This is a genomic window from Vannielia sp. SX4, from assembly GCF_052828525.1.
Genome location: NZ_CM128247.1, coordinates 376110 through 401321 on the forward strand (window position 1 = coordinate 376110; position 25212 = coordinate 401321).

Sequence of the window (25212 nt, forward strand, 5' to 3'; positions counted from 1 at the left end):
TCTCCTCAGCGGTTAAACCCCTGCTCGAATTCGGTCATCGAAGCTCGGAAGCTTGCCGCTACTGCGGCTGCATCTGAAGGACCTGCCTCGCCGGAGCGAGCGCGAACCTCAGCATCCTGACAGAGGCGGGCGACTTCCTCGAAACCCATATTCAGGGCCGAACTTTTGAGGAAGTGGAAGTTCTCTTCCCACTTGCCGGAGCCACCAGCCTCGAATTGGCTCAACAGCTTCTCGGCTTCATCGATGAAGATACTCCGAACCTCTGCGAACGCCTCTTCTCCTACATCGCCCCGCAATTCGGACACGCGCTCCCAATCAATCATAACCCACTCCTTCACGTGATCACCGAGAGAAGCTAGTCGTCACCAGTTTAGGAAAAATTACTTCGCTGCCAAAAGTTATGCGGTTCATCCAACCTTAACTGCTTCCTGACAAACCTTGCTGGTCACGAACGAATGAGCTCAACGCCCCGTGCATCACGGCATTGTAAAATCTAAGCGAACATCCTCTGTAGCACCCGCAAACTCCAGGAGGGTTCTGGTTGTTGATGATAGCCGGATGCAACGGCGTATCCTTGCTGCAATGCTCGGGAAATGGGGATATCAAGTTGTCGAGACCGAGTGCGCCCGAAAGGCATTGGACATCTGTGTTGATGAACCGCCCGACTTCGTCATTTCGGATTGGATGATGCCGGGGATGAACGGCATTGAGTTCTGCTCGATCTTTCGGGCGATACCCCGCGAAACCTACGGGTACTTCATTCTACTGACCTCAAAAAGCAGCACGGAAGAGGTTGCTGCCGGTCTCGATGCCGGCGCCGATGACTATCTGTCCAAACCCATATCGCCCGATGAGCTGCGCGCGAGGCTGGCGGCAGGTGAGCGCATTCTGGGAATCCACGCTGAGTTGGTTGAGAAAAACCGGCTTGTCAGCCAGACTCTCTCCCAGATCTCAACGCTGTACGATTCCCTCGATCGAGATCTTCAAGGCGCGAAGAAACTCCAACAATCTCTTGTAAAGGAGCGTTTCAGAGATTTCGGCTCAAGCCGAGTATCGCTTCTGCTGCGCCCATCCGGCCACGTTGGAGGCGATCTGGTCGGTTTCTTTCCGATCAACGCTGACAGGGTCGGGCTGTTTGCCATCGATGTATCGGGCCATGGTGTTTCCTCCGCCCTAATGACCGCACGGCTCGCGGGCTTCCTATCGCCGACCTCGCCAGATCAGAACGTCGCCATGACTGAAAATGAGTTGGGCCTATACGATGCTGTGCCACCTGCTGATCTGACCGCCGTGCTGAACCGTCTTGTGTTCAGCGAGCTCGATACGGACCACTACTTTACCCTAGCCTATGCAGACTTCGACCTGACATCCGGCAGCTTTACGCTTGTTCAGGCGGGCCATCCGCATCCGATGATCCTTCGGGCCAGCGGTGCAATTGAACCTCTGGGACACGGCGGCTTGCCGGTTGGATTGATTGAAGAAGCAACCTACCAACAAATCAGTGGTCGGCTGCAACCTGGCGACAAGCTTTTTCTAATGTCGGACGGCTTGACTGAAGCGGTGGATGAACAGGGCGAAATGCTTGGTGAAACTGGTCTAGCCGCGCTGCTGCGCCGAAACGCCGAAACAAGGGGACCTAGCTTTCTCGAGGCACTAACTTGGGACCTCAGCGAGTATACGGGAGCCGACGACTTTGAAGATGATGTGTCGGCCATCCTCGTCGAGTACGACGGACCAAAGCAAACCGCCTAGCGGGCGCCTTTTAGAGCCTGCCCGGCAAACATGACGTCTCCGCCATTTCCGAGCAATTCCAGAGCTTCATCAACTTTGAGCCAAACCGCACTGTGCCCCGGCTCAATCGGCGGCCCGAGTTGGTGGATCGGTTTTGCCAGGACGACGGTGCAGACCTTCTCTGCCCAAAGATCGTATTCCCGCATGTAAGTGAAGCGCCGAAAGAAGCCCAGCCTTCGGATGGGTGCGATGCGCCAGCCCGTCTCCTCCACCACCTCCCGGTGCAGAGCAGCCATCGGTTGCTCACCCGGATCAATCCCGCCACCGGGCAGCTGAAACTCAGGTTTGGGTTGCTCCTGAAACGTCACCAGCAGATCATAGCCGCGTGGTAGCAACGCATATATTCCCGGTCGCCTGACATAGCGCTGCCCTGCCTTCACAGGTTCGCCCACTCTCCGTGTCACACTCCGCCCCTTTGCCTTGTCAACTTCGGCCCTTATATGGCACCGACAACCATGCCCACACCGTCAAGGAAAGCAAATGACCCTTGGTGCACAGATCGCCTGGGATGACACCGTCCTGCCCTTTCAACTCGACCGATCCGACATTCGTGGCCGAGTTGCGCGGCTTGATGGGGTCCTCGATGAGATTCTCGCCCAGCACAACTATCCGGATGCGATAGAGCAACTGGTGGCAGAAATGGCCCTTCTCACGGCCATGATAGGCCACACAATGAAGCTTCGTTGGAAGCTGTCCCTGCAAGTCCGCGGAGATGGACCCGCACGGTTGATCGCAACCGATTACTACGCACCGGAGAAAGAGGGCGGACCTGCACGCATCCGGGCCTACGCGAGTTTCGATACAGAACGTCCGCTTACGGGACAGCCCTTCGACCTGATTGGAAAGGGTTATTTTGCAATCCTCATCGACCAAGGTGAGGGCACCACACCATATCAAGGGATCACGCCAATTGATGGCGGCTCGCTCTCGGCCTGTGCAGAAACCTATTTTGCCCAATCCGAGCAACTGCCGACGCGCTTTCAACTTCGATACGGACGTTCTCTGGATGCCGACGGGACCGCTGGGAGTTGGCGAGCTGGTGGCATGATGTTGCAACTCATGCCAGAGGCTTCACCATTTCTGAAACCTGCTGAAAGTGACGAGCCGCGCCTGCTGCAGCCGACCGATATGCTCGACGATGAGAACGAGGAGCACTGGAATCGCGCCAATATTCTTCTGGATACGGTGGAAGAGCTTGAACTCGTTGGCCCGACCGTGCAGCCAACCGACCTTCTTGTGCGTCTCTTCCACGAAGAGAGCCCTCGCGTGTACGATCCACAGGCCATCAAGTTCGGCTGCACCTGCTCGGAAGAGCGTGTGCGTGAGTCGCTCTCCATCTATTCGGCGAAAGACATTGCTACGATGACCACCGATGAAGGCCGGGTGACGGCGGATTGCCAGTTCTGCGGGGCACACTACGATCTGGACCCGGCGACGCTTGGGTTCGAGGCGAAGGATGGCAATGACTGACATTGAGGCACGGCTTCGAGCGGCTATAGCTGCAGAGGGCCGTCCTTCGTCGGACTACGACCTCAATCCGAGCCGACCATCGGTGCGGGCTAAGACGCGAGCGGCCGGAGTGTTGGTGCCTGTCTGGATGACTGGCCACGAGCCACGTCTGATCCTGACCAAGCGCAGCTCCCGGCTCAAACATCACCCGGGGCAGATCGCATTTCCTGGCGGAAAAGTTGATCCGCAAGATGCAGATGTCGTGGACGCGGCGTTGCGCGAGGCGAGTGAAGAAGTCGGCCTCCCCCGAAAGACGGTGCGTGTGCTCGGCACACTCCCACCGCATGAAACCGTTACGGGGTTTTCGGTGACGCCTGTGGTTGGGCTGATCGACGGTGAATTCGCGCCGCGCCCTGAGGTTGGTGAGGTCGATGAGGTTTTCACAGTTCCGCTCAGCCACGTCACTGAGCCGACCAACTATATCGTGCAGGGCCGTTTCTGGCAGGGATACAACCGGCGCTACTACACTGTCCCCTACGGCCCCTACTACATCTGGGGGGCCACTGCCCGGATGCTTCGTGCGCTGGCAGACCGTATGCAGGCATGAAACGTATCAACGCACCGTGGCTCGCGGCGGTTGGCCCTCAGGCACTGTGTGGAGCGCTCGAGAACAAGGGCTTCAAGGCGCTTTTTGTTGGAGGTTGCGTTCGCAACACGCTTCTCAGCGCTCCGGTATCAGATCTTGATCTGGCAACTGATGCGCTGCCTGAGAGCGTCACCGAAATAGCCAAGCAAGTCGGGTTTCGGGTTGTCCCTACGGGCGTCGAGCACGGTACCGTCACTGTCCTTGCCGGGGATGAACCGATCGAGGTGACCACTTTCCGCAATGATGTGTCTACCGATGGCCGTCGCGCCACGGTGGCTTTTGCACGCAACATTGCCGAGGACGCCGCCCGACGCGACTTTACCATGAACGCGCTGTATTGCGATGCACGTGGAGATTTGATCGACCCATTGAATGGGCTGCCCGATCTTGAGGCCGGGCGCGTGCGCTTCATTGGGATGCCCGAAGAGCGGATCGCTGAAGACTACTTGCGTATCCTCCGCTTCTTCCGCTTTACAGCGTGGTACGCCGACCCAGCTCACGGTATAGATGAAGAGGGCCTTGCCGCCTGCGCTGCAGGTGTCGATGGGCTCGCAAGAGTTTCGGCTGAACGCATCACGACCGAACTACTGAAGCTGCTAGCTGCTCCTGACCCCTCGGCTGCCGTGGCCGCCATGGCTGCTTCTGGGGTATTGCATCGCGTCATCCCTGGTGCCGATGCACCGACGCTTGCGAGATTTCTGCACTTCGCTCCCAATTCCGAGGCGACGGCTCGCCTCGCCGCATTGGGTGGCGAACGCGATGGGCTGAGGTTGCCCCGCGCGCATGAGCGCGGCATAGAAATGCATGTGACAGCCGCGAGCTCGATGTCCTCTGCGAGTGAGCTTGGCTACCGGTTTGGGTCAGAGACAGGGCTAGATGCCATTCTCTTGCGCGCGGCCCAGACAGAGACGCTTCCACCGAAAAACGCAGGCGAAGAAGCTAGAAAGGGCGCAGGCCAAACGTTTCCAATCAAAGCAGCCGACCTGATGCCAAAGTTCTCTGGTCCGGAGCTAGGCGCACGCCTGAAAGCGTTAGAGGCGCGTTGGATCGCGTCCGGCTTCGAGTTGACACGAGAAGAGTTGCTCGAGGACTAGTTTCCTTCTTCTGCGCTCGGGCTACGTTGCCTGCGGACGCCCAAGGACTGCCTATGCAACGCATTGCCCGCCGCCTCGCCGATCTTATTGACGCCTTTCGCCGCGCGGATGGCGCGCCGCCGGACAAGCTGATGCCGTTTATGCACTGGGCTGTGCGTGGCTCGGAAGTGCCTCTCGTCGCATCGGGCTTGCTCTTCACAATCACCGGGACGCTGGAGGTCATCACCGCCCTCCTGCTTGGCCAGATCATCGATGCTGCCCTCGCCGCGGGCCCGGATGCCTTCTTCTCAACGCACCTCTGGCTGATCCTCGGCACGCTGGGCTTCTTTATTATAATCCGCCCTGCATGCTTTCTGGCATCTGCCGCTGCCAACACGCTGGTCATCCAACCCAACGTGATGCCTCTCGTCTTATCGCGTCTGCATCGCTGGACGATGGGCCAGGCGGTGCAGTTCTTCGACAACGACTTTGCCGGGCGCATCGCGCAGAAGCAGATGCAAACCGCACGCGCGATCACTGATGTGATCTCGGAAATGGCCAACACGGTCTGTTTTGCTTTGGCCTCCCTCGTCGGCGCGGTGCTGCTGCTGATCGGGATCGATTGGCGCATCGCGCTCACGCTCGCGGTTTGGCTCATCGCCTATTTTTGGCTGATCGCTTGGTACATGCCGCGCATTCGTGTGCGCTCCAAAGCACGAGCCTCGGCGCGCGCGATGGTCACAGGGCAGGTTGTGGACACCATCACAAACATCAAGACGGTAAAGCTCTTTGCCCACGCCGACCATGAAGACCGCGCTGCGCTGGGCGCAATGGGCAAGTTCCGAGACTCGGTGATCCACGTCGGCACACTTGCTGCCGGGTTTCGTGGGGCGCTCATGCTGCTGGCGGGCGTTCTCCCTGCCCTCCTTATCGGGGGGACGCTGTTGCTCTGGAAAGGCGGTACCGCAACGGCTGGTGACATCGCCGCAGCCGGCACTATCGCGATCCGCATCGCGCAGATGACAGGATGGGTCAGCCACACTCTGCTCGGTATCTACGCCAGTGTCGGCGAGATCGAGGATGGGATGAGGACGCTCACGCCGAGCCATTCGGTCACCGACTCACCAGATGCGGTGGCGCTCGAAGTGCCTGAAGGCGCGATTGAGTTCCAAGACGTGGAGTTCACCTACGGTCGTGAGCGTGACGGGGTGCAGGGAGTGTCGCTTCGTATCGCGCCCGGGGAGCGCCTTGGTATCGTCGGGGCCTCCGGGGCCGGCAAGTCCACCTTGGTCTCGTTGCTCCTGCGTCTCTACGATACGGAGAAGGGCTGCATCTTGATCGACGGTCAGGATATCTCCACTGTCACCCAAGAGAGCCTTCGCCGTGCCATTTCAATGGTCACGCAAGACACGGCCATGTTCAATCGCTCCGCGCGCGACAATCTAAAGTACGGTCTCCCGGACGCTCCGGATGAAGATATGGAAGAGGCCGCCCGCCGCGCCGAGGCCCATGAGTTCGTAACAGGCCTTGAAGACTTCAACAGCCGGCAGGGCTACGATGCCCATCTTGGCGAGCGTGGCGTGCGCCTTTCGGGCGGGCAGCGACAGCGTGTTGCCCTTGCTCGCGCTATTCTTAAGAACGCTCCGATCCTCGTACTCGATGAAGCAACCTCCGCGCTGGACTCAGAGGTTGAGGCCCAGATTCAAGGCGCTCTGGATGAGGTGATGGAGGGCAAGACCGTGCTTGCAATTGCCCACCGCCTCTCAACCATCGCCCGGATGGATAGGATCGTTGTGTTGGATGATGGTCGCATTATCGAGGAAGGCACCCATGAGGAGCTGGTCGCGCTGGGTGGGCGCTACGCGGGCTTCTGGCATCGGCAGTCCGGTGGCTTCCTTGACCTGACTGATGCCGCCGAGTAACGCCTCGAGTATGGAAGAAGTAGTAGTCCAACGGCTGAATGTTCGCGGCGAAGGGGTTGCGGAGGGCGTGCAGCCCGTTCCGCGTGTGCTCCCGGGTGAAAAGGTCGCTGTTTCCGAAAGCAAGGTGCAGGTCCTGACGCCGTCAGAGGCGCGAGTGTCACCTCCCTGCCGACACTTCAAGGCCTGTGGTGCCTGTGCGATGCAACATGCATCTGACGAATTCGTTGCCGAGTGGAAGACCTCGGTCATTGTGCAAGGCTTGGCCGCCCAAGGAATCGAGACTGAGATCCGACCTATAACGACCTCGCCTCCTGCAACCCGGCGGCGTGCTACGCTGCATGGGCGACGCACCAAGAAGGGGGCAATGGTCGGGTTCATGGCCAGAGCTTCCAATCTGCTTGTAGAAGTGCCGGACTGTAAGGTTCTCCATCCTGATATCATCGCTGCCCTTCCAGCTTTGGAGGCTTTGACGCGGATCTCGGCCACACGCACCAGTGGCGCGGATATAGCAGTCGTGATTTCTGAACCCGGCCTTGATGTTCGCGTCAGCGGCGGCCGATCGGCGGACCGATCTATTCTGGTTGAGTTGGCACAGTTAGCCGGACAGCACAGCCTGGCGCGTCTGACCTACGGCGATGAGCCCATCGTGACCTGTGAGCCGCCGGTTCAGCGCTTTGGTGCTGCCCGTGTCGTTCTGCCACCGGGTGCGTTTCTTCAGGCAACCACCCATGGGGAAACGGCCCTCTTGTCTGCAATACAAGACGCTTTGGGCCAAGATCAGACCCTGATCGCCGATCTGTTTGCAGGTTGCGGAACTTTCACGCTACCGCTTGCTGCTGGTAGTGAAGTTGAGGCGTTTGAGGGCGACAGGCAGCTTGTCGAAGCTTTGGACGCTGGCTGGCGCTCGACCGGTGGAGGCCTCCGGCGAACCACTGCCATGGTGCGAGATCTCTTTCGCCAGCCACTATTGCCCGATGAATTGGACCGCTTCTCCGCCGTGGTCATAGACCCGCCCCGTGCCGGCGCCGAAGCGCAGCATGACGCTCTCGCCAAGAGTAGTGTACCGATCATCGCGGCTGTTTCCTGCAGTCCGGTCACCTTTGCCCGTGACGCTCGCATTCTAGTTGAGGGCGGCTACACTTTGGATTGGGTTCAGCCGGTGGACCAGTTTCGGTGGTCTTCTCATGTTGAGCTTGCAGCGCAATTCACGCGGGCGTGAGGCGCACCGCGGCACCTTCTCAGAACAACCAAAATCCGTATAGTGCGGCACATAAAAACAAACAGGCACATGCTGGGATTTTAACGGTGATCAAGCTGACACGCCGCGCCACACTCTTTGGCGCTACGGCCCTCGCCCTTGCGGGCTGTTCGAGCAAGTTCAAAACCTACAACGGACCGGAAGTTACTCGGATCGTCGTCTACAAAGATCGTCGTCGGATGTACTTGCTGCATCACCAAGAGGTGCTACGCGAGTACAAAATCGGGCTTGGCTTCGCGCCGAGTGGCCACAAGCAGTTCGAGGGGGACGGCAAGACGCCTGAAGGCCGCTACACGATCGATAGGCGGAACCCGAACTCGAGCTTTCACCTTTCGCTGGGGATCTCATACCCCAATGAGGCAGACCGTGAATACGCAGCTTCTCAAGGCAAGAAGCCCGGCGGTGACATCTTTATCCACGGTGCACGCGAGAGCAAACGCGACCGGAAGGGCTCGGATTGGACAGCTGGTTGCATCTGGGTCAAGAATCGAGAGATCGAGAAGATCTACGCCATGGTCCGCAACGGCACCGTGATCGATATCCATCCCTGAGAATGCGCTGGCACAAAAGCGCCCGGCACAAAGGCCGGGCGTTTTGACTGCCCGTATTCAGGTTCAGCTTCCGGTGATCAGGGTCCACCAGATCTTGCCATTCGGCTCTTGGTACCAGGCAACACCGAGGTTCCGGGCGGAGGGGGCTAGGATCACGTTGCGTGTGTCGGGCTGCTCCATCCAGGCGGACACAGTCTCGATTTCGGACTCGAACGTCTCGCTGATATTCTCACCGAGGAACTGACCCGAATATCCGGTGCGGCGCACCCGATCCAACGGGCTGGAGCCATCGGACCCAAAGTGCCAGGGTCGGTTCTGAACCGACATGTCGCGCGCATGGGTCGAAGCCGCGGCAGTCAGCTCTGAGCTAAGCGCAACAGGGCTCACGCCGCGAGCGGCCCTTAGCTCGTTGACCGTGTCGAGCACCCTATAGGGGATCTGGTTCGCGTCGCGGGCGCTGATGTTGTACACCCGCACACCGCCCTCACCGCTCGTCGTGACGGCGGGTGCACAAGCGGAGAGCGAAACCGCACTCACGACAATCAAGGAAATCATCCGCAGCATGATGAAGGCAGCCCCTGTAAACAGTGTCGGGCGTCAGCCATAGCTGCTTGCCCTTAGTTCTGCAATTGCGGTGACATCACGTTCACGGCTTTGCCATGTGTTTGATTTGCGACTGAGGCTTTCACGCAATATAAATGCTCTCCAGCGGAGATCTGCCCTTCGCGAACATTATTTCGAGGACAGGATGACTGATTTTTCGAATACCAAGTTGAACCGCCGCACATTTTTGGGGGCTACAGCTGCTGCCGCGACTTTTCCAGCTGCAAGCTGGGCCGAAGAGGTCGACCCTTCCGCTCTCCGCTCGCAGGAACAGGTAACGCGCAACATCTCTAGCTTTCGTTCGCTCGACTGGCGGCCTTATTTCAGCTCAACCCGTGGCGGCGCCATTCTGGTGGATCTGACCTCACGTGCACTTCACTACTGGTCGCCTGACCAATCGGTTTACAAGCTATACCCGACCTCTGTGCCTATCTCTGAGGATCTTACCCGCCGTGGCCGCACATCGGTTGCCCGGAAAGTCGAGGGCCCGACATGGTCGCCAACCCCGGCCATGAAGCGCCGTAACCCCGAGTGGCCCGACTTCGTGCCAGCGGGGCCGGATAACCCGCTTGGCACTCACGCTCTTTACCTCGGCTGGACCTACTACCGCATCCACGGCACCCACGACACGCGCAAGATTGGACGTAAGTCATCCAACGGCTGCATCGGCCTTTACAATGAGCATATTGCCGAGTTGTTCAGCTTGGTGCGTGTGGGTGCTCAGGTGCTTCTCATCTGAGCATGGCGCCGGGACAGGTGGTCGCAGCGGCACTGGAATTTGCCGTTCCCTTGGTTCGTGGTCTGGGCGTGCCGCCGTAGACCCTTGCTCAATAGCTTTGTGTTGGCGCATAGACGGGGAGCACACAAGGAACCTCGATGCCTGTCATAACGACTGATCTTAACCTGCTGCTGGTCACTGCACTGCTGGCCTACCTGTTAGGTTCTGTACCCTTCGGCCTGGTCATGGCACGGGCGTTCGGTTTGGGAGATCTGCGCAAGATTGGCTCTGGAAATATCGGGGCAACGAACGTCCTGCGTACCGGCAACAAGCTTGCCGCCTTTCTCACCTTGGTCTTCGACGCTGGCAAAGGCGGTATCGCTGTGCTCGTGGCTCGCTGGCTCCTCGCCGAAGATGCAGCCCAAGTGGCTGGCTTATTCGCCTTTCTAGGTCACCTTTATCCGGTTTGGCTCAAGTTCAAGGGCGGCAAGGGCGTTGCCACCTTCCTTGGCACACTTCTCGCTCTGCACCCACTCACAGGCCTGGCAGCCTGTGGAACATGGCTCATCGTCGCCTTTGCAACGCGCCTCAGTTCACTTGCTGCCCTGATCTCGGCGGCGACCTGCACGTTTTGGATGTTCACACTCGGCTATCCCAACGGCTTCTTTCTAGGGATCGCGCTGACCGTGCTCATTTACATCCGACATGTTGAAAACATCCAACGGATGAAGGCGGGCACCGAAACCCGCATAGGTGAAGAAAAGAAAACCGGGCTCTGAGGCCCGGCTTCCCTAACTTCCGAGCTGGGGCGGCTCTCAGCGTCCGGCCAGCTTCTCCACCGCTTCGGCGGTGCGTTTGGTGTGGTAGTAGATACCGATCTGGATGAAGAACAGGGCCATGATGATCACGGCGTAGAGGATGCCACCGATGATGAAGCCGAGGCCAACCACTTCGCCCTGCGCCAGAACGACAATACCGGCGATGATACCGCCGATGGCAGTGATCGCACCGATCACCCAGATGAGGACGTCGAAAATCTTGATAATGGTGTCACGCATTGAATAAATCCCTCTTCGTGTTCAATGTCTTGTGCCGAGAGATTGGGCACTTTTTTACCGTTGGGTCAAGTAAGGTTAACATTTCCGTGTGCTCCCGCCCTACTGTGACGGAAGTTTTCACGTAGCCATCACGCGGACCACATATCAGTAACTGTACGCCGGATAGATGCGCTTGAGGTCTCCATTCCAATCGGTGTCAAAGTGCTCAAGGAGTTCATCCGCCGGGGTCTGGCCGCTTTCGACGCTGTCTTGCAATGCATTGAGAAAATGCGTCTCGTCGGCGACCATCCCGCCAGAACCGGGCCGTGCGCGCGCCTTCAGGCCCGCTTGCGCTATGGCAACCGCTTCCTTGGCCAAATCGAGCATCTTCAGGCCGTTCACTTCGCCAGCAAGTCCTTGTTCGCCTGCCGAAACACGCAGCGCTTGACGGGTTTCAGCATCCCAGCCCTTCACCATGTCCCACGCGGCATCCAATGCGCCTTGGTCATACGTCAAACCCACCCAGAATGCAGGCAAAGCGCAAAGCCTACGCCACGGTCCGCCATCGGCGCCGCGCATCTCGATGAACCGCTTCAGGCGCGCCTCGGGAAAGAGCGTCGTCAAATGATCGGCCCAATCGCTCAATGTCGGCTTCTCGCCGGGCAAAGCGGGTAGTTTACCCTTCAGAAAATCCCGAAACGACTGACCGAGTGCGTTGATGTAAGTGCCGTCCCGATAGACGAAGTACATGGGCACATCGAGAGCGTACTCGGCGTAGGCCTCAAATCCGAAGCCGTCGTCGAAGACAAAGGGCAGCATCCCGGTGCGGTCATCATCCAGGTTGCGCCAGACGTAGGATCGGAAGCTCTTCATTCCGTTCTTCTTACCTTCGAAGAACGGCGAATTGGCGAAGAGGGCTGTGGCCACCGGCTGAAGTGCCAGTGCAACGCGCATCTTCTGGACCATGTCAGCCTCGGAGCCAAAATCGAGGTTCACCTGAACCGTGCAGGTTCTCCGCATCATGGTCGTACCCAGCGGCCCGACCTTCTGCATGTAGTTGTTCATCAGCTTGTAGCGGCCCTTGGGCATCAGGGGCATTTCATCATGCATCCACTCGGGCGCAGCACCCAGCCCAATGAAACCCACACCGATCTTGTCAGAGACCTCTTTGACCTCCCGAAGGTGCTCGTTCACCTCGTCACAGGTTTGATGAATGGTTTCCAGCGGGGCACCGCTAAGCTCCAGTGCCCCACCGGGCTCCAGGCTAACATTGGCCCCATCCTTCTCAAGGCCAATAAGATGCCCCCCCTCTTCGACCGGTACCCAGCCATAAGTATCCCTCAGCCCCTCGAGCACTGCCCGGATAGAGCGCTCGCCTTCGTATGGAAGAGGCTTGAGCGAGTGTTTGCAGTAGCCGAACTTCTCGTGCTCAGTGCCGATGCGCCATGCGTCTTTCGGCTTGCAGCCAGCCGCCAAGTATTCTGCAAGTTGCTCGTGCCGCTCGATCGGCCCGCCGCCGGATTGGGGGATAGACATGTATGGCTCCGGGGTTTGTGGCCTTCTGAACCGTCAGACTTGGCGGCATGAGCGGTGAAGTCAATGCACCAGAAGTCTATCCTTCTGCCACACGATGAACAGCCGCGGTTCGGTGCTTCCGGAGGCCGCGATGACCTGCTCGTAACGAGCGCCAGAGAAGGCAGCAAGGGCATCTACCATCTTCTCGGAGCCAGTTGCTGAGGCGGGAATGCGAGCGGTGCCTTCCGGCGTCACCCACAGCCAGAACAGATCATCCTCTGTCGGGCCATCACCGGTGGTCTCGATCTCAACGCGCACGACTTCCGGCAGCGAGACGATCACCCCGCCCTCGCCAGTCAGGTAGCGCAACGCGCCCTCATCAAGTTCGATAACACCGCGCCCGCCTGAGCGTGGGCGGATACGGGCGCGTTGGAGGCCCGTGAAAAAAGCCAAGCAGCCTAAAGCCGTCAGTGCGACCGCCAACCACCATACGAGCCCAGAAGAGTTGAGCCCAAGGAATACTCCGACGACCGCAACGCACGCACCAGCTATGCACTCTCTCCAACGGTGGAGTATGGCCTGCGCTTCTGGGCGGATAAGGCTCATGCCAGCACACGCGCGGCTGTGGGTCGGGTGAGAATTGAGATCCGGTAGCGCCCAACTTGGTTGAAACCAATTGCTTCGTAAGCCCGAGCGGCAGCGGGATTGTTGGCAAAGAGCACTGCTGTGCGGGTTCCCTTGGTTCGCTGCTCAGCCAGCATCGCCGCCGTAACCTTGCGACCGAGCCCCCGATTGCGCATCGATCGCGGCACATGAACGGAGCCAAGCTGCACAAAATCCGCCACGCGCGCATTGATGCCCGCCATCGCCACCGGGACGCCATCCTCGATCATAATGCGCAAATCATCGCTCCGCGCCATTCGCTCCGCACGGCGTCGTGCATCGAGCATCGCCTGGTTCTTGTTGGGCGCAAAACCTGTGTCGATGAAGTGCTCGGCATACCAAAGTCGAAGCATCTCTTCGTCGCCGGACTGTGGGGGCCGCAACGTGCCGCCCGGATCCTCAAGCTTACCGAGTTCGAGACGATAAAGCGGTTCATCGTGGTTTAGCGTGAACTCCGCGTTCGCAAGGCCCAAGCCTTGCAGCGCCGTTTGGACCTGTCCGTCTTCGCCTGTCATCCCGGCAAGCTTACGACCGCCAAGTGCGTTCACCACTGCCTCCCAAAGACCCGGCAGAGGTTCAGGCACCTGCGCCATCAGGAAACCATCGTTGTTGCACCCCACGACCGCACGAACATTGCCCGCCTCGGTCAACGAAAGCCAAAACGTACTGGCGTGCGGGTGATCACTCGGAGAAAGTCCATGGGCAGCAAGGTTGCCGCGTAGAAACATCGAAGTGTCCGGATGCCCCGCTAGAAACGCATCCAGCCGAGCTTCGTCGCCGGGATGCGCCTGACGGATCATTGCCAATCTCCATGGGTTGATTGCCAAACAGTCAGCGCTGCAACTGCCGCAGTGTCGGCCCGCAGGATGCGCGGGCCCAGACTCACCGCGTGGGCTTGAGGCAGCTCCGAAAGTCGCTCGCGTTCGGCGTCAGAAAAACCACCCTCTGGGCCGATCAATACCGCCCAAGGGCCTAGTGTGCCGCCAAGCTTTCGGTCTTCGCCCACCAACGCTTCGTTGCAAAACATCAGGCTACGTTCTTGTGGCCACGCGTCCAGAAAGTTTACCAACTTCACCGGCTCAGCCACCTTAGGCACAAATGTCCCGCCACACTGCTCGGCTGCCTCCACCGCGTGGGCCTGCAACCGGTCGACCTTAACCCGCTCGGCATTGGTGAACTCGGTCAGCACCGGCACGATCCGGCGCGCGCCCATCTCGGCGGCCTTCTCGACGATAAAATCGGTGCGCGCCTTCTTGATCGGTGCGAACAACAGCCAGAGATCTGGGGGCGAAACCTGTGGGCCGCTCTGCGCGCGGCATTCCAGCACCGGGTTGCGCTTGTTGGCCACGATCACTTCGGCCAGCCACTCGCCGGCCTCGCCGTTGAACAGCAGCACCCCGTCACCAACCTCGAGCCGCATGACGGCGAACAGGTAGTGTGCCTGCTCCCGCGACAATCCAACGGTTTGCCCCGTACCTAGCGGGTGATCTACATAGAGGCGAACTTTTGCTTTCATGGGGCCAGAGATATGTCTGCCGAACCCGAAACGCCAGATGCGGGACAGGTCGCGGATGCGGTGAGCGGCAACTGGGTCGACCGCTTTGCCCCGCCCGCCACACGCCCCTACTTGCGGTTGTCGCGCGCGGATCGCCCGATCGGGACATGGCTGCTGCTGCTGCCATGCTGGTGGGGCGTGCTGCTGGCCGCCGCTTCGACCGGCTGGCGCTGGTTCGATCTCTGGATCATCGCAGGCTGCGGCATCGGCGCGGTGTTGATGCGCGGCGCAGGCTGCACCTGGAACGACATTACCGACCGCCACATCGACGGCTCGGTGGCCCGCACCCGCTCGCGGCCGATCCCCTCGGGCGCGGTCTCAGTCAGGCAGGCGCTCGCCTGGATGGCGGCGCAGGCACTCGCCGCTTTCGGCATCCTGATCACCTTCCCGCCCACCGCGATCTGGCTCGGGATCGGCTCTCTGGGGCTGGTGTGCATCTACCCCTTCGCCAAGCGATTCACATGGTGGCCGCAGATATTTCTAGGCCTCGCCTTCAACTGGGGCGCCCTGCTGGCTTGGGCCGCGCATACCGACAGCCTCGCGTTGGCGCCGGTGTTCCTCTACGTCGCGGGCATCGCCTGGACCGTTTTCTACGACACCATCTATGCCCATCAGGATATCGAGGATGACGCGCTGATCGGGGTCAAATCCACCGCCCGGCTCTTCGGCGAGAATTCGCCCCAGATCCTGCGGCTCTTCCTCGCGCTCACCGTGACCCTGATGACTGTCGCGATGATTGCCGCGCTGATTGAGCCCGCCTCGCCGCTGCAGCTAGCACTGGCCGCCTGCGGGGCTTGGGCGATGGGCTGGCACCTTGCGTGGCAGCTCGGACAACTCAACACCGGAGACCCCGCCACTTGCCTGCGTCTATTCAGATCCAACCGCGACGCTGGGCTGATCCCCGTGCTGTTTCTCGCCGCTGTCATCCTTCTGTGATCGCAGCATGATTGCACACGGCTTCCCGGCGCTCTAAAGCAAAGGTCTACCCGCAACCGTGCCGGAGCAACAATGCGCCTGAGCCCCAAAGCCGTCACCCTTGCCGCGCTCGTTATTGCCGCTGTACTTTGCTACGTGAGCGCCACGGCTGCAGCTGGGTTGATCGAACGGGGTTCGCACTCTGCGGTGAGGACGGCTCTTATCGAGGGCGGCCATGACTGGGCAACTGTCGAGACAGATGGGCTCCAAGTGCTCCTATCCGGCACTGCGCCCTCCGAGGCAGCTCGCTTTCGGGCACTCTCCGCCACCGGAGCCGTTGTTGATGCCTCCCGCGTGATCGACAAGATCGAGGTAGAGCCCGCCAAGCCAATCACGGCGCCCAAGTTCTCCATCGAGATCCTGCGAAACGATGATGGCATCTCGATGATCGGTTTGATCCCGGCGGAAATTGACCGGGATGATTTTGCCGGGCGGATCACCAAGGCGGTGGGTCAAGGTGTCGGGATCACCGATCTGCTCGAAACCGCTGACTACCCTGTGCCAGACGGCTGGGATAGTGCTGTTGAGTTCGGGCTCTACGCGCTCAAGGCGCTGCCGCGCTCGAAGGTCTCCATCGCGGCAGATCGTGTGGCAGTCACCGCAATTTCCTCGTCAGGGGCTGAAAAGCGCAAACTTGAGACGATGCTCGCCCGGCAAGCACCTGACGGTGTGCAACTTGTTGTCGACATCACAGCCCCGCGTCCGGTCATCACCCCCTTCACGCTCCGTTTTCTGATTGATGAAAACGGGACAGCCCGCTTTGATGCCTGTTCAGCCGACACTGAGCAAAGTCGTCGCCGGATACTCTCCGCTGCTCGTGCTGCAGGGCTCGAGGGTCAGGCCGATTGCGTGCTTGGCCTTGGCGTACCCACGCCGGATTGGGCCGATGCCGCCGAACAGGCAATCGCTGCGGTGGGCGCATTGGGGGGCGGTGCGGTGACCTTCTCCGATGCCGACATTTCCCTCGTGGCGCTCGCGGGCACCTCGCAGAGTGACTTTGACCGCGTTGTCGGTGAGCTTGAAAGCAACCTGCCGGAGGTCTTTTCTCTCGCTTCCAAACTCCCCGAGCAGGTCAAGGTCGACGGTACGGGCGAGGCAGATCAGGGTCCGCCCGAGTTTGTCGCCACCCGCTCTCCCGAGGGCCGGGTGGCGCTCCGTGGCCGGGTGACCAACGAACAGGTGCGCGAAGCGGTTAAAAGCTTTGCACAGGCCAGTTTCGGCTCTGAGGCCGTTTATCTGGCCACCCGGCTCGATCCTGATCTGCCCGACGGTTGGCCAATCCGTGTTTTGGCGGGCCTTACGGCGCTCGGCCAGTTGAACAATGGTACCGTGGTGGTGCAGCCCGCATACATCGAGGTCCGTGGCCAGACAGGCAATTCGGACGCAAAGGCTGAGATTGCACGCCATCTGGCTGAGAAATTGGGTGAGGGTGCGCATTATGAGATTGCAGTCACGTATCAGGCCCAACTCGACCCTCTCGCCGATTTGCCCACTCCCGAGCAATGTGTGGCGAAGGTCGTCGCGATCAACGAAGCCACAAAGATCACCTTCGAACCTAGCTCCACCGAGATCACAGGCCCCGCTATCGGTGTGATGGACAAGATCGCCGAAGTGCTTAAGGGCAAGTGCTCGGAAGTCGATTTTGCGATGGAGATTGGCGGCCACACCGACAGCCAAGGCCGCGAGCAAATGAACCAGCAACTCTCGCAACAGCGCGCAGATGCGGTGCTCAACGCCCTGATGAACCGCCGTGTTCTGACCTCCAACATCACCGCCACCGGCTATGGTGAAGAGATACCGATCGCCGACAACGAAACCGAGGAAGGCCGTGAGGCCAACCGCCGGATTGAGTTCACTCTGGTTTCCGCAGACGCCGTAAGAGAAGCCGAAGAGGCTGGCGCTGCTGCCAGTGATGAGGCAGAAGGTGAAAACCCGTCAAATGACGGGATTGAAGAAGAAGGTGAGGCGGAGACCGCGGGTGAGTAGATCAGAATTCATCATCGTCACGGCGATCATCCTCTTTGTCGCTTTCATTTTGGGATGGTTCGCCAACTGGCTCATCCACCGCCTCAGCCGGGTGACGCAATCGGAAATGGGCGAACTCGACAAGATGGCCCAATCGCTCCACGAAGCTGAAGAGACCCGTGATCAAGCGATTGCCTACTTGCAGCAGCGCGAGGCTGAGTTGACCAACCAGCTTTCCCAAACCGAGGCCGAGCTAACCGCTGCGATGGACGGGCTTCGCGATGCACGGCGGGAAGCGGAAGAACTCCGGAGCTACATCGAGCGTCATCAGCAGGCCGGATGACGGGATTAGCGTCTTCACTCTACGCCCCCCTCTCAAACTCTCGCGGCGCACTCGGTAGATTGGCGCCTCGGCTGATCCAGGCAATACTGAAGCCCACGCGGCCTGTTGAGATGGTCCCGGCTATGGCAATTCCCTAGGCGCCGCCCTTGTGTCAAAAGGGCAGGCTTGCCACATACCGCAGGAACTATATTGGCCAGCCGCTTAAGCCCCAAGAAGCTGCTGTTTCAAATGCAACGGACAGCCATAGCGAAACCATTCGAACGCACTGGTCCGATCCCGGCTACGAAAATGGCGAATAGTTTTCGGCACCGGTAAATACTCCCGGTGGCTCGGCTATTCCGCTGCCTATTAGATCATCTCGCAGCGCTTCGAAGATTACAGAGCGGACAATGCTACGGCTTTGGAACGCCATCCACCGGAGCGAGTTCGGGGTTTGCTGAAGCTCCGCAAGCTTGAGGCTTCACCAGCGCTTCAGGGCGTCCTCATCCGTTTCCACAGCTGCTACCCAGCCAGCGCCATCGCGTGTCACTTCTTTCTTCCAAAAGGGTGCTCGGCTCTTGAGGTAGTCCATCAGAAACTCCGCAGCTTCGAAAGCGGCGAGACGGTGCGCGGAGGCGGTGGCAACCATCATAATCTGCGCGCCCGGCTCCAGGCGCCCGTGCCGATGGATCACAAGAGTGCCGGTGAGCGGCCACCGGCTCTTCGCTTGTTCCACAATCCCTGCAATCGCCTTTTCTGTCATGCCCGGATAATGCTCGATCTCCATCGCCTCCAGACCTCCGGCGACATCACGGACCACACCCGTAAAGCTCACAACAGCACCGGCACCTTCTTGTGCTTCAGAGAAACTGTTCAGCTCCGCTCCGGCGTCAAAGTTCTCGGTCTGAACTCGAACCTCGGCCATCATCCGCCCGTCATCGGTGGGAAGAAGGCCACCTCGCGCACGCCCTCCAGAGAGGCATCAAAGTCAGCTAATTCCTGATCCAGTGCCACGCGCAGGGCTGAAACATCCTCGAACGCTGCGGCATAGCGCGGCTCGCGGACGCGGAGCTCGTCAACCAAGTCGGCTACCGTATCGGCCCCGGTTTCGACGATCTCGCGCGGCAATCCGATTCGCTCGCGGACCCATGCAAAGTAGAGCACATCCACCGTCATTTCGGCCCCTTCAGGAAGGGCAGCGCCTTACGGAAGTAGTCCCACCCGGTCACCAACGTAAGGGCGCCAGCGAGCCAGAGGACCCATATCCCCGTGACTGTCGCCCATCCGGCCGGGCCATCCCGGAAGCGCGCCAAGCCTCCTGGCCCGTCACCGCGATGGGTCAACCAGTCCAGACCCGTGCCCAAAAACAGAATAGCAATAGCCACCATCTGCGTTGTGGTCTTCCACTTTGCGAGCTGCGTCACCTTCAAGGTACCCGCCGTATCTCCAAGGTACTCGCGCAAACCCGACACAAAGACCTCGCGAAACATGATCAGTGTTGCCGGCAGAAGGATCCAGGGGTTCATGCCCGAGAAGCCCGTAATGACGAGCAGCGCGATCACCACCATCGCCTTGTCGGCAATCGGGTCGAGCATCGCTCCGATCTTAGTTTCCTGCTTCCATTTTCTAGCGAGCCATCCGTCGAAGAAGTCCGTCACTGCTGCGGCCATGAAGAGCACGAGAGCAAACCAATCTGCCCATGGGCGATGGAAATACAAGAACATCACCGCCACGCCAGGGGCAGCAAGCAGGCGCAAGACCGTCAGGATATTGGGGATCGTCCAGACCATGCTTCGGGTTTACCCCAGCCTTGGGGAGGGTGGAAGTGCGACGATTTCACGGTGTACTAACGTCTGCGGTCTGCCGTTCCGTGCTAAAATGCACTGGCACGACAGGAGCGCAGACATGTCTGAAATACTTGCCGATGCGCATGGTCGCTACACAGGCACTGGCCGCTGGGCTGATGGGAAGGGTGACAGCCATGCTTACAACGTGGAACTGGAGCTCGCGCCCGAGGGTGACTACGGGATTTGGCTTCGGTTTCGGCACGTTTTTGTAGAAGAGAAAACGCCGGATGTGGTGATGGAAATTCCGATGCAGGCGACTGCTCCCGGCATCGTCACGTTTGAGATTTCCGGCATGCCCCAAGGCCTAGGTTACTTTACTCAGACAGCGCTGCATTTCACTCTGCCCGTACCCCATGCCACCGTCGAGGTTACGCACATTTTCGAGAATGGAGGGTGCCATGTGCTGGGTTCCAGCCAAAAAAACTCTCTTGGCCGCTATGTGATGTGGGAGGAACGGTTGGCGCGCTCCTGAGGTGTTATCACCCCTTCTCGTGAAAAAAGTCGTAGATTTTCTGCGCCAAACCTTCGCTCACTCCGTCGACGGCCTTTAGGTCCGCCAATGCGGCTCTGCTCACGGCCTTGGCTGAGCCAAAGTGCGCTAGCAGCGCCCGTTTCCGGGTGGCGCCAACGCCAGCAATTTCGTCTAGCGGAGTAGCTGTCATGGATTTGGCGCGCTTGGCGCGGTGCGTTCCAATCGCAAAGCGATGCGCCTCGTCGCGCATTCTCTGGATAAAGTAGAGTACGGGGTCATTGTGCCTTAGAGCCATCGGCCGTTCACCCGATCTGTGAAACTCCTCCTTGCCCGCATCCCGGTCGATGCCCTTTGCAACGCCGATGAATGGCACATCTTCCACTCCAAGCTCGGCCATGATCTCGGCAACCGCACTCACTTGCCCGGCACCCCCATCAATCAGCAAGAGGTCAGGCCAGGCTTCGGACTGGCGGTCAGGGTCTTCCCTCAGCAGCCGTTTGAACCGGCGTGAGAGCACCTCCTTCATCATGCCAAAGTCGTCGCCAGGCACCAGCTCCTCACCCTTGATGTTGAATTTCCGATACTGGCTTTTCACCCAACCGTCTGGGCCCATCACCACCATCCCGCCGACGGCATTTGTGCCTTGGATGTGGGAGTTGTCGTAGATCTCGATGCGCTGGGGAGCTGCAGCAAGGTCAAAGGCTTCAGCCAGGCCCTTCAGCAGCTTCGACTGTGCTGCGCTCTCGCTCATCTTCCGTGCCAGACCTTCTCGCGCATTCCTGAGCGCGCCTGCCACGAGTTCAGCCTTTTCGCCGCGCTTGGGTACGTTCACTTCTACTTTGCGTCCGGCAGCCTCTGTCAGCAGTTCCTCCATAACCTCGCGATCTTCGATATCGTCCGACAGCAAAACCAGCTTTGGGGGCTCTTTGGTGGAGTAAAACTGGCCAACGAACGCCTGCAAAACCTCTGCCGTGCTCTCCGCTCCACCAAGCCTGGGGTAGTAATCACGGTTGCCCCAGTTCTGCCCGGCACGGATGAAGAACACTTGGACGCAGGCCTGGCCACCCTCCATGTGCAGCGCCATCACGTCTGCCTCCGGAGTGGAACGCGGGTTGATGCCCTGGCTTGTCTGCACGGCTGTCATGGCCCGTATCCGATCGCGCAGCGCGGCGGCGCGCTCGAACTCCATTGATTCCGATGCTTCCTGCATCTGCGCGGCCAGTTGTTCCTGCACACGGGTCGACTTGCCCTGCAAGAAACGCTCCGCATCGGCGACCAAGGAACTGTAGTCGGCCTCGCTGATGTGCCCGACGCAAGGGGCTGAGCACCGCTTGATCTGATAGAGCAGACAGGGTCGTGTCCGGGTTTCAAAAGTGGCGTCGGTGCAGTTCCGTAGCAGAAACACCTTCTGCAGTTGGTTCAATGTTCGGTTCACTGCTCCGGCGCTGGCGAAGGGGCCGTAGTAGGCACCCTTTTCCTTCTTGGCCCCCCGGTGTTTCGTGATCTGCGGAAAGTTGTGATCCTTTGCCACGAGGATATTCGGAAAGCTCTTGTCGTCCCGCAGCAGAACATTGAACTTGGGTTTGAGCTGCTTGATGAGGTTTTGCTCTAGCAGCAGCGCCTCCGTTTCGGTTGATGTCGTCAGGAACATCATCGACGCCGTCTCGGAGATCATTCGCTCAATACGAGGGCTGTGGCCGGTCGGCCGGGCGTAGGAACTGACCCGTGCTTTCAGGTTCCGGGCCTTGCCGACGTAGAGTACCCGGCTCTCCGCATCGAGCATCCGATAGACGCCAGGAGACCCATCGAGGTGCCGCAACTGGTCGCGTATGACCTCATGGCCGGCCTTCATGCCACCTACTTGATCTAGTTCGTGATTCCCGCTCATGGCTGCAATGGTAGTCGGACAGGGGCAAGAGGAAAGCTCTCCACGGTTTCTGTGGATAACTCTTTGGAGAAACCCTCATGGAATGGAAAATCCCTTTGAATCACGGCGGATTCTGGAGTTTGCCTAATTTTTATGCGTGACGTTAAGGCGTTGTAACTACGCATTATTTTTTCTTCAGTTTTGTAAATAAATGATTTCATTAAGGAATTTCTAAAGGTTTTGTAACGTTCTCGGCGACGCGGGATAACTCTGTATCCCACGGTATTCATGCCCTCGTTGTCAGGAGACAACCGGACGCAACGGCAACTTTCGGCGACTCGTGATCAGCTCACGACGACCACAAGATATGCCACGTAGAGAAGACTGAATATCACCCCGACAGCACGGCCCATGTTTTGGCGTAGGAAGACAAAGGGGATCAGGGCCAATGACGCCGCCAGCATGACCCACAGATCAAACTGTAGGATCTCCGGGTCGACCGGGATTGGGCCGACGAAGCTGGCGATACCGATAATTGCCAGAAGGTTGAACATGTTGGAGCCAATCACATTGCCAAGCGCCACATCAGCCTGGTTGCGTAGCGCGGCCATAACTGTGGTCGCAAGCTCGGGCAAAGATGTTCCAATCGCTACCAGCGTAAGGCCAATCACCGTGTCGGAAACTCCCAATACGGTCGCAATCCGAACCGAACTGTCCACGAGCAGGTCTCCTCCGAGGGGCAGACCGACGAGCCCAAGGACGGTGAACAAACCAATCTTCCACCAGGGCATCGTCGGATCGGCGCCTTCCAACTCCTCTTCCTCGTCCGCGCCATAGTCCTGCGTGGCTGTAGCCCGACGGTGACTGCGCGCGGTGTGGATTGCATCCCACAGAACTCCCGCAAGGGCAGCGACCAGAATGAGTCCGTGCCACCAGCGGATTGGACCAAGGAAGCAGAGAGCAATGAAGAGCAGAGACCCCGCCACCATGAACATGAAGCTACGGCGGGTGTCGTGATCTTTAGTCGCCAAGACCCGCAACAAGGCCGGCACGCCGAGCACGAGCAGAATATTGGCTATGTTCGATCCGACGACATTGCCGAGCGCCAGCCCTCCTGCGTTGTCGCGCACAGCTTTGACTGAAATCAGAAGCTCTGGCGCCGAGGTGCCGAATGCCACGATAGTGAGAGAGACGATGAGTGCCGGGATGCCCAGTCGTAGTGCGATGTTGACGGCACCTCGCACCAACGCGTCGCCCGCCAGCAGCAGGATCACGAGGCCAAGCCCCGCGATCATGAGATCATAGGTCATTCTTTAGCGCTTCCCGCAGGCGCAGTCGCCCGTCCCGATCCGGTAACTGCCACAATCCGGGCACTTCTTTGCCGACTCCATCCGTTTCGATGCTGGCTTCTTGCCGGAAACCTTCTTCTTACCGAAGATCGCCAGCAGGCCCATCACGGCCAGAAAGAGAATGACAGCCTTGAGCAACATCTAAAGCCCGAACCTCGCCCACATCGCGCGTTCTTCCACAGCGCCGACTGCTCCGTTCATGGCCTCCGCGCCCAACCGCCGCAAGAGGCCCCGCTTTGGGCCGTACACGGTAAACCGGGCTTTATCTCCGAAGCGCTCTTTCATAGTAGGAACGAGATGTCCGACTGCATCGGCCAAACCGAGGTCAACGGCCTGGCGCCCAACCCAGATATCGCCCGTGAACAAGTCGACACCTTCCCGGAGTTTGCTCCCGCGCCGTGCTTTGACCTGCTCGATGAAGTTGTCATGGATAACTTTCTGAAGTGCCTCGAGACGCTCGACATCCTCGGGTTTCTCTGGCCGAAACGGATCCATGAAGCTCTTGCTTTGCCCGGCGGAGTGGACCCGTCGCTCGATACCGTGCTTGCCTATGAATTCGTGCAGACCAAAGCTGGCCGAGATCACACCGATTGAGCCAGTGATCGAGTTTGCGTCAACAATGATCTCGTCAGCTGCGGTTGCCAGCCAGTACCCGCCAGAAGCAGCGACGTCTTCGACGAAGGCAAACACCGGAACGTTTTTCTCATCAGCAAGTCGGCGAATACGCGCTGCGATCAACGCGCTTTGAGTCGGCGAGCCACCGGGTGAATTGATCTGCAGAGCGATCGCTGCAGGCTTACCGCGTGCGAAAGCGCGCTCGATAGCTGATGCCATACCTGCATCGCTCATACCCCGCGCGCCGGCGCCAATGGCGCCCTGCAGGCGCACTACGGCAATCAACGGAGGTCTTTCGACAAAGGGTATGAATCGACGCATGATCACCCATGTATGTACCCCCGGGCATGCTGGCAACCCACGCCGCTGCGATGCTGCAATGCACATTTAGGCCGTTAAAACCTTAACGTGTGTCCTCCCGGGCATAGAGCTTCCACGTGAGCATCAAAGCCCGGTCCGCGCGCGACCGGATTTCCGCCTTGGTCGGCTGCGGAGCAGCGTGGACCGCGCGAAGTATTTGGAAGTCTCCAAGCAGCAGGGCGATGTAAGTGTCGCAAATCGCTCCTGCCTCGCCACCCTTTAATGCGCGCTCGTCCAGAGCCTTCTGGCAGAGTGCCGCTATCATGGGCTTAACTTGGTTCCGACCGGCGTCCGCGAGCGCGGCGCCCAGGCTGCCTGTAGGGTCGGCCGCGGCCGCGCGGGCCAAAGCAACAGCGCGGGAGGAGGTCAGCAGTTCCAGCAGCACCGGCCCCAGGCCGTCGAGCGCCTCGAGCGGGGAGGCATCCTCGGCCAGCGCCGCCTCCAGCCGCGCCACCAGTGCCTCGCCGTTGCGCTCAGCCATCGCCCGGAACAGGCCCAGCTTGTCGCCGTACCAGTTGTAGAGGGTCTCGTTGCTGGCCTTTGCCGCCTTGGCCACTGCCAGCATCGACATGCCCGAAGCGCCCTTCTGCTCGAGCAGCGCATAGGCCGCGTCGATGATCTCGGCTTCCCGCCTCGCCCGGGTCTCGTCGCGCATGGTG

Annotated in this window: 29 protein-coding genes; 13 read left to right on the forward strand and 16 right to left on the reverse strand. The window is 59.5% G+C overall.

From position 1 onward, the window contains the following. Positions 1 to 5: 5 nt before the first annotated feature. Entirely contained in the window at positions 6 to 323 is a 318-nt protein-coding gene (locus ACUXVX_RS01900; protein WP_446310130.1) for an Hpt domain-containing protein, read from the reverse strand. A gap of 235 nt (positions 324 to 558) precedes the next feature. Between ACUXVX_RS01900 and ACUXVX_RS01905 the strand changes: the two genes are divergently transcribed. Then, a complete protein-coding gene (locus ACUXVX_RS01905; RefSeq protein ID WP_446310131.1) occupies positions 559 to 1752 on the forward strand; it encodes a SpoIIE family protein phosphatase in 1194 nt (397 codons plus the stop codon). On the opposite strand, the gene ACUXVX_RS01910 is transcribed toward ACUXVX_RS01905, so the two are convergent. Beyond that, positions 1749 to 2195 (reverse strand): NUDIX domain-containing protein, encoded by a 447-nt coding sequence (locus tag ACUXVX_RS01910; RefSeq protein WP_446310132.1) that lies wholly within the window; start codon positions 2193 to 2195, stop codon positions 1749 to 1751. The two genes, ACUXVX_RS01905 and ACUXVX_RS01910, sit on opposite strands and share 4 nt — an antisense overlap. Positions 2196 to 2271: 76 nt before the next feature. Here ACUXVX_RS01910 and hslO point away from each other — a divergent pair, with 76 nt between their 5' ends. From hslO to ACUXVX_RS01940, 6 genes are all read left to right on the forward strand, one after another. Further along, entirely contained in the window at positions 2272 to 3261 is a 990-nt protein-coding gene (gene hslO / locus ACUXVX_RS01915; RefSeq protein ID WP_446310133.1) for an Hsp33 family molecular chaperone HslO, read from the forward strand. Then, positions 3254 to 3847, forward strand: coding sequence for a CoA pyrophosphatase (locus ACUXVX_RS01920; RefSeq protein WP_222496149.1), 594 nt, complete (start codon positions 3254 to 3256; stop codon positions 3845 to 3847). Before hslO ends, ACUXVX_RS01920 begins: the two co-directional genes overlap by 8 nt. Beyond that, on the forward strand, positions 3844 to 4980 hold the full coding sequence (locus tag ACUXVX_RS01925; RefSeq protein WP_446310134.1) for a CCA tRNA nucleotidyltransferase: 1137 nt from the start codon (positions 3844 to 3846) through the stop codon (positions 4978 to 4980). Before ACUXVX_RS01920 ends, ACUXVX_RS01925 begins: the two co-directional genes overlap by 4 nt. A 53-nt stretch (positions 4981 to 5033) precedes the next feature. Next, positions 5034 to 6881 carry an ABC transporter ATP-binding protein gene (locus ACUXVX_RS01930; protein WP_446310135.1) on the forward strand — a complete coding sequence of 616 codons (1848 nt, stop codon included), beginning with the start codon at positions 5034 to 5036 and terminating at the stop codon, positions 6879 to 6881. 10 nt (positions 6882 to 6891) lie between these two features. Then, positions 6892 to 8100: a class I SAM-dependent RNA methyltransferase gene (locus ACUXVX_RS01935; protein ID WP_446310136.1), complete on the forward strand. Its 1209-nt coding sequence runs from the start codon at positions 6892 to 6894 to the stop codon at positions 8098 to 8100. A 95-nt stretch (positions 8101 to 8195) separates the two neighbouring features. Further along, the gene (locus ACUXVX_RS01940) at positions 8196 to 8690 is read left to right on the forward strand and encodes a L,D-transpeptidase family protein (RefSeq protein WP_446311489.1); all 495 of its coding nucleotides are present in this window, start codon (positions 8196 to 8198) and stop codon (positions 8688 to 8690) included. 63 nt (positions 8691 to 8753) lie between these two features. On the opposite strand, the gene ACUXVX_RS01945 is transcribed toward ACUXVX_RS01940, so the two are convergent. Then, positions 8754 to 9254 (reverse strand): CAP domain-containing protein, encoded by a 501-nt coding sequence (locus ACUXVX_RS01945; protein ID WP_222496145.1) that lies wholly within the window; start codon positions 9252 to 9254, stop codon positions 8754 to 8756. Between the two features lie 184 nt (positions 9255 to 9438). Between ACUXVX_RS01945 and ACUXVX_RS01950 the strand changes: the two genes are divergently transcribed. Then, a complete protein-coding gene (locus tag ACUXVX_RS01950; protein ID WP_446310137.1) occupies positions 9439 to 10032 on the forward strand; it encodes a L,D-transpeptidase in 594 nt (197 codons plus the stop codon). 137 nt (positions 10033 to 10169) lie between these two features. Beyond that, on the forward strand, positions 10170 to 10790 hold the full coding sequence (gene plsY, locus ACUXVX_RS01955) for a glycerol-3-phosphate 1-O-acyltransferase PlsY (protein WP_446310138.1): 621 nt from the start codon (positions 10170 to 10172) through the stop codon (positions 10788 to 10790). A 36-nt stretch (positions 10791 to 10826) separates the two neighbouring features. On the opposite strand, the gene ACUXVX_RS01960 is transcribed toward plsY, so the two are convergent. From ACUXVX_RS01960 to ACUXVX_RS01980, 5 genes are all read right to left on the reverse strand, one after another. Then, positions 10827 to 11069 carry a hypothetical protein gene (locus ACUXVX_RS01960; RefSeq protein WP_222471316.1) on the reverse strand — a complete coding sequence of 81 codons (243 nt, stop codon included), beginning with the start codon at positions 11067 to 11069 and terminating at the stop codon, positions 10827 to 10829. A gap of 144 nt (positions 11070 to 11213) precedes the next feature. Then, positions 11214 to 12584, reverse strand: coding sequence for a glutamate--cysteine ligase (locus ACUXVX_RS01965; protein ID WP_446310139.1), 1371 nt, complete (start codon positions 12582 to 12584; stop codon positions 11214 to 11216). Positions 12585 to 12644: 60 nt separating this feature from the next. Continuing rightward, positions 12645 to 12932 (reverse strand): hypothetical protein, encoded by a 288-nt coding sequence (locus ACUXVX_RS01970; RefSeq protein ID WP_446310140.1) that lies wholly within the window; start codon positions 12930 to 12932, stop codon positions 12645 to 12647. 233 nt (positions 12933 to 13165) lie between these two features. Continuing rightward, entirely contained in the window at positions 13166 to 14026 is an 861-nt protein-coding gene (locus ACUXVX_RS01975) for a GNAT family N-acetyltransferase (RefSeq protein WP_446310141.1), read from the reverse strand. After that, positions 14023 to 14742 carry a 16S rRNA (uracil(1498)-N(3))-methyltransferase gene (locus ACUXVX_RS01980; protein WP_446310142.1) on the reverse strand — a complete coding sequence of 240 codons (720 nt, stop codon included), beginning with the start codon at positions 14740 to 14742 and terminating at the stop codon, positions 14023 to 14025. Before ACUXVX_RS01980 ends, ACUXVX_RS01975 begins: the two co-directional genes overlap by 4 nt. 12 nt (positions 14743 to 14754) lie before the next feature. On the opposite strand from ACUXVX_RS01980, the gene ubiA reads away from it, so the two are divergent. The 3 genes from ubiA (at position 14755) to ACUXVX_RS01995 (ending at position 18064) form a co-directional block, all read left to right on the forward strand. Beyond that, positions 14755 to 15717, forward strand: coding sequence for a 4-hydroxybenzoate octaprenyltransferase (gene ubiA, locus ACUXVX_RS01985; RefSeq protein ID WP_446310143.1), 963 nt, complete (start codon positions 14755 to 14757; stop codon positions 15715 to 15717). Positions 15718 to 16050: 333 nt separating this feature from the next. Beyond that, on the forward strand, positions 16051 to 17742 hold the full coding sequence (locus tag ACUXVX_RS01990; protein ID WP_446310144.1) for an OmpA family protein: 1692 nt from the start codon (positions 16051 to 16053) through the stop codon (positions 17740 to 17742). Continuing rightward, positions 17735 to 18064 carry a prefoldin subunit 3 gene (locus ACUXVX_RS01995; RefSeq protein WP_222471309.1) on the forward strand — a complete coding sequence of 110 codons (330 nt, stop codon included), beginning with the start codon at positions 17735 to 17737 and terminating at the stop codon, positions 18062 to 18064. Before ACUXVX_RS01990 ends, ACUXVX_RS01995 begins: the two co-directional genes overlap by 8 nt. A 460-nt stretch (positions 18065 to 18524) precedes the next feature. Here ACUXVX_RS01995 and ACUXVX_RS02000 read toward each other — a convergent pair whose 3' ends face one another. Genes ACUXVX_RS02000 through pgsA form a run of 3 tightly spaced genes read right to left on the reverse strand, consistent with a single transcriptional unit; the run spans position 18525 to position 19833 of the window. Continuing rightward, a complete protein-coding gene (locus ACUXVX_RS02000) occupies positions 18525 to 18968 on the reverse strand; it encodes a molybdenum cofactor biosynthesis protein MoaE (protein ID WP_446311490.1) in 444 nt (147 codons plus the stop codon). Continuing rightward, positions 18968 to 19213, reverse strand: coding sequence for a molybdopterin converting factor subunit 1 (gene moaD, locus ACUXVX_RS02005; RefSeq protein ID WP_446311491.1), 246 nt, complete (start codon positions 19211 to 19213; stop codon positions 18968 to 18970). The genes ACUXVX_RS02000 and moaD overlap by 1 nt, the downstream gene beginning before the upstream one ends. A gap of 2 nt (positions 19214 to 19215) precedes the next feature. After that, positions 19216 to 19833, reverse strand: a complete 618-nt coding sequence (gene pgsA / locus ACUXVX_RS02010) for a CDP-diacylglycerol--glycerol-3-phosphate 3-phosphatidyltransferase (protein WP_222471306.1) — start codon at positions 19831 to 19833, stop codon at positions 19216 to 19218. 115 nt (positions 19834 to 19948) lie between these two features. On the opposite strand from pgsA, the gene ACUXVX_RS02015 reads away from it, so the two are divergent. Continuing rightward, positions 19949 to 20362 carry a hypothetical protein gene (locus ACUXVX_RS02015; protein ID WP_446310145.1) on the forward strand — a complete coding sequence of 138 codons (414 nt, stop codon included), beginning with the start codon at positions 19949 to 19951 and terminating at the stop codon, positions 20360 to 20362. 7 nt (positions 20363 to 20369) lie between these two features. Here the strand turns inward: ACUXVX_RS02015 and uvrC are convergent, their stop codons facing one another. The 5 genes from uvrC to ACUXVX_RS02040 form a co-directional block, all read right to left on the reverse strand. Further along, entirely contained in the window at positions 20370 to 22250 is a 1881-nt protein-coding gene (uvrC, locus tag ACUXVX_RS02020; protein WP_446310146.1) for an excinuclease ABC subunit UvrC, read from the reverse strand. 323 nt (positions 22251 to 22573) lie between these two features. Next, complete coding sequence (locus ACUXVX_RS02025; RefSeq protein ID WP_446310147.1) at positions 22574 to 23539, reverse strand: calcium/sodium antiporter; 966 nt, start codon at positions 23537 to 23539, stop codon at positions 22574 to 22576. Positions 23540 to 23542: 3 nt separating this feature from the next. Beyond that, positions 23543 to 23719: a hypothetical protein gene (locus tag ACUXVX_RS02030; RefSeq protein ID WP_446310148.1), complete on the reverse strand. Its 177-nt coding sequence runs from the start codon at positions 23717 to 23719 to the stop codon at positions 23543 to 23545. After that, entirely contained in the window at positions 23720 to 24514 is a 795-nt protein-coding gene (locus ACUXVX_RS02035) for a S49 family peptidase (RefSeq protein ID WP_446310149.1), read from the reverse strand. A gap of 82 nt (positions 24515 to 24596) precedes the next feature. Next, entirely contained in the window at positions 24597 to 25208 is a 612-nt protein-coding gene (locus tag ACUXVX_RS02040) for a TetR/AcrR family transcriptional regulator (RefSeq protein ID WP_446310150.1), read from the reverse strand. Positions 25209 to 25212 lie beyond the last annotated feature (4 nt).

What these genes read in the sequence shown, in the direction of transcription:
- ACUXVX_RS01900 (WP_446310130.1), bottom strand. Translation starts at nt 323, where the DNA reads ATGATTGATTGGGAGCGCGTGTCCGAATTGCGGGGCGATGTAGGAGAA.
- ACUXVX_RS01905 (WP_446310131.1), top strand. Translation starts at nt 559, where the DNA reads ATGCAACGGCGTATCCTTGCTGCAATGCTCGGGAAATGGGGATATCAA.
- hslO (WP_446310133.1), top strand. Translation starts at nt 2,272, where the DNA reads ATGACCCTTGGTGCACAGATCGCCTGGGATGACACCGTCCTGCCCTTT.
- ACUXVX_RS01920 (WP_222496149.1), top strand. Translation starts at nt 3,254, where the DNA reads ATGACTGACATTGAGGCACGGCTTCGAGCGGCTATAGCTGCAGAGGGC.
- ACUXVX_RS01925 (WP_446310134.1), top strand. Translation starts at nt 3,844, where the DNA reads ATGAAACGTATCAACGCACCGTGGCTCGCGGCGGTTGGCCCTCAGGCA.
- ACUXVX_RS01930 (WP_446310135.1), top strand. Translation starts at nt 5,034, where the DNA reads ATGCAACGCATTGCCCGCCGCCTCGCCGATCTTATTGACGCCTTTCGC.
- ACUXVX_RS01935 (WP_446310136.1), top strand. Translation starts at nt 6,892, where the DNA reads ATGGAAGAAGTAGTAGTCCAACGGCTGAATGTTCGCGGCGAAGGGGTT.
- ACUXVX_RS01945 (WP_222496145.1), bottom strand. Translation starts at nt 9,254, where the DNA reads ATGCTGCGGATGATTTCCTTGATTGTCGTGAGTGCGGTTTCGCTCTCC.
- ACUXVX_RS01950 (WP_446310137.1), top strand. Translation starts at nt 9,439, where the DNA reads ATGACTGATTTTTCGAATACCAAGTTGAACCGCCGCACATTTTTGGGG.
- plsY (WP_446310138.1), top strand. Translation starts at nt 10,170, where the DNA reads ATGCCTGTCATAACGACTGATCTTAACCTGCTGCTGGTCACTGCACTG.
- ACUXVX_RS01960 (WP_222471316.1), bottom strand. Translation starts at nt 11,069, where the DNA reads ATGCGTGACACCATTATCAAGATTTTCGACGTCCTCATCTGGGTGATC.
- ACUXVX_RS01965 (WP_446310139.1), bottom strand. Translation starts at nt 12,584, where the DNA reads ATGTCTATCCCCCAATCCGGCGGCGGGCCGATCGAGCGGCACGAGCAA.
- ACUXVX_RS01975 (WP_446310141.1), bottom strand. Translation starts at nt 14,026, where the DNA reads ATGATCCGTCAGGCGCATCCCGGCGACGAAGCTCGGCTGGATGCGTTT.
- ACUXVX_RS01980 (WP_446310142.1), bottom strand. Translation starts at nt 14,742, where the DNA reads ATGAAAGCAAAAGTTCGCCTCTATGTAGATCACCCGCTAGGTACGGGG.
- ubiA (WP_446310143.1), top strand. Translation starts at nt 14,755, where the DNA reads ATGTCTGCCGAACCCGAAACGCCAGATGCGGGACAGGTCGCGGATGCG.
- ACUXVX_RS02000 (WP_446311490.1), bottom strand. Translation starts at nt 18,968, where the DNA reads ATGGCCGAGGTTCGAGTTCAGACCGAGAACTTTGACGCCGGAGCGGAG.
- pgsA (WP_222471306.1), bottom strand. Translation starts at nt 19,833, where the DNA reads ATGGTCTGGACGATCCCCAATATCCTGACGGTCTTGCGCCTGCTTGCT.
- ACUXVX_RS02015 (WP_446310145.1), top strand. Translation starts at nt 19,949, where the DNA reads ATGTCTGAAATACTTGCCGATGCGCATGGTCGCTACACAGGCACTGGC.
- uvrC (WP_446310146.1), bottom strand. Translation starts at nt 22,250, where the DNA reads ATGAGCGGGAATCACGAACTAGATCAAGTAGGTGGCATGAAGGCCGGC.
- ACUXVX_RS02025 (WP_446310147.1), bottom strand. Translation starts at nt 23,539, where the DNA reads ATGACCTATGATCTCATGATCGCGGGGCTTGGCCTCGTGATCCTGCTG.
- ACUXVX_RS02030 (WP_446310148.1), bottom strand. Translation starts at nt 23,719, where the DNA reads ATGTTGCTCAAGGCTGTCATTCTCTTTCTGGCCGTGATGGGCCTGCTG.
- ACUXVX_RS02035 (WP_446310149.1), bottom strand. Translation starts at nt 24,514, where the DNA reads ATGCGTCGATTCATACCCTTTGTCGAAAGACCTCCGTTGATTGCCGTA.
- ACUXVX_RS02040 (WP_446310150.1), bottom strand. Translation starts at nt 25,208, where the DNA reads ATGCGCGACGAGACCCGGGCGAGGCGGGAAGCCGAGATCATCGACGCG.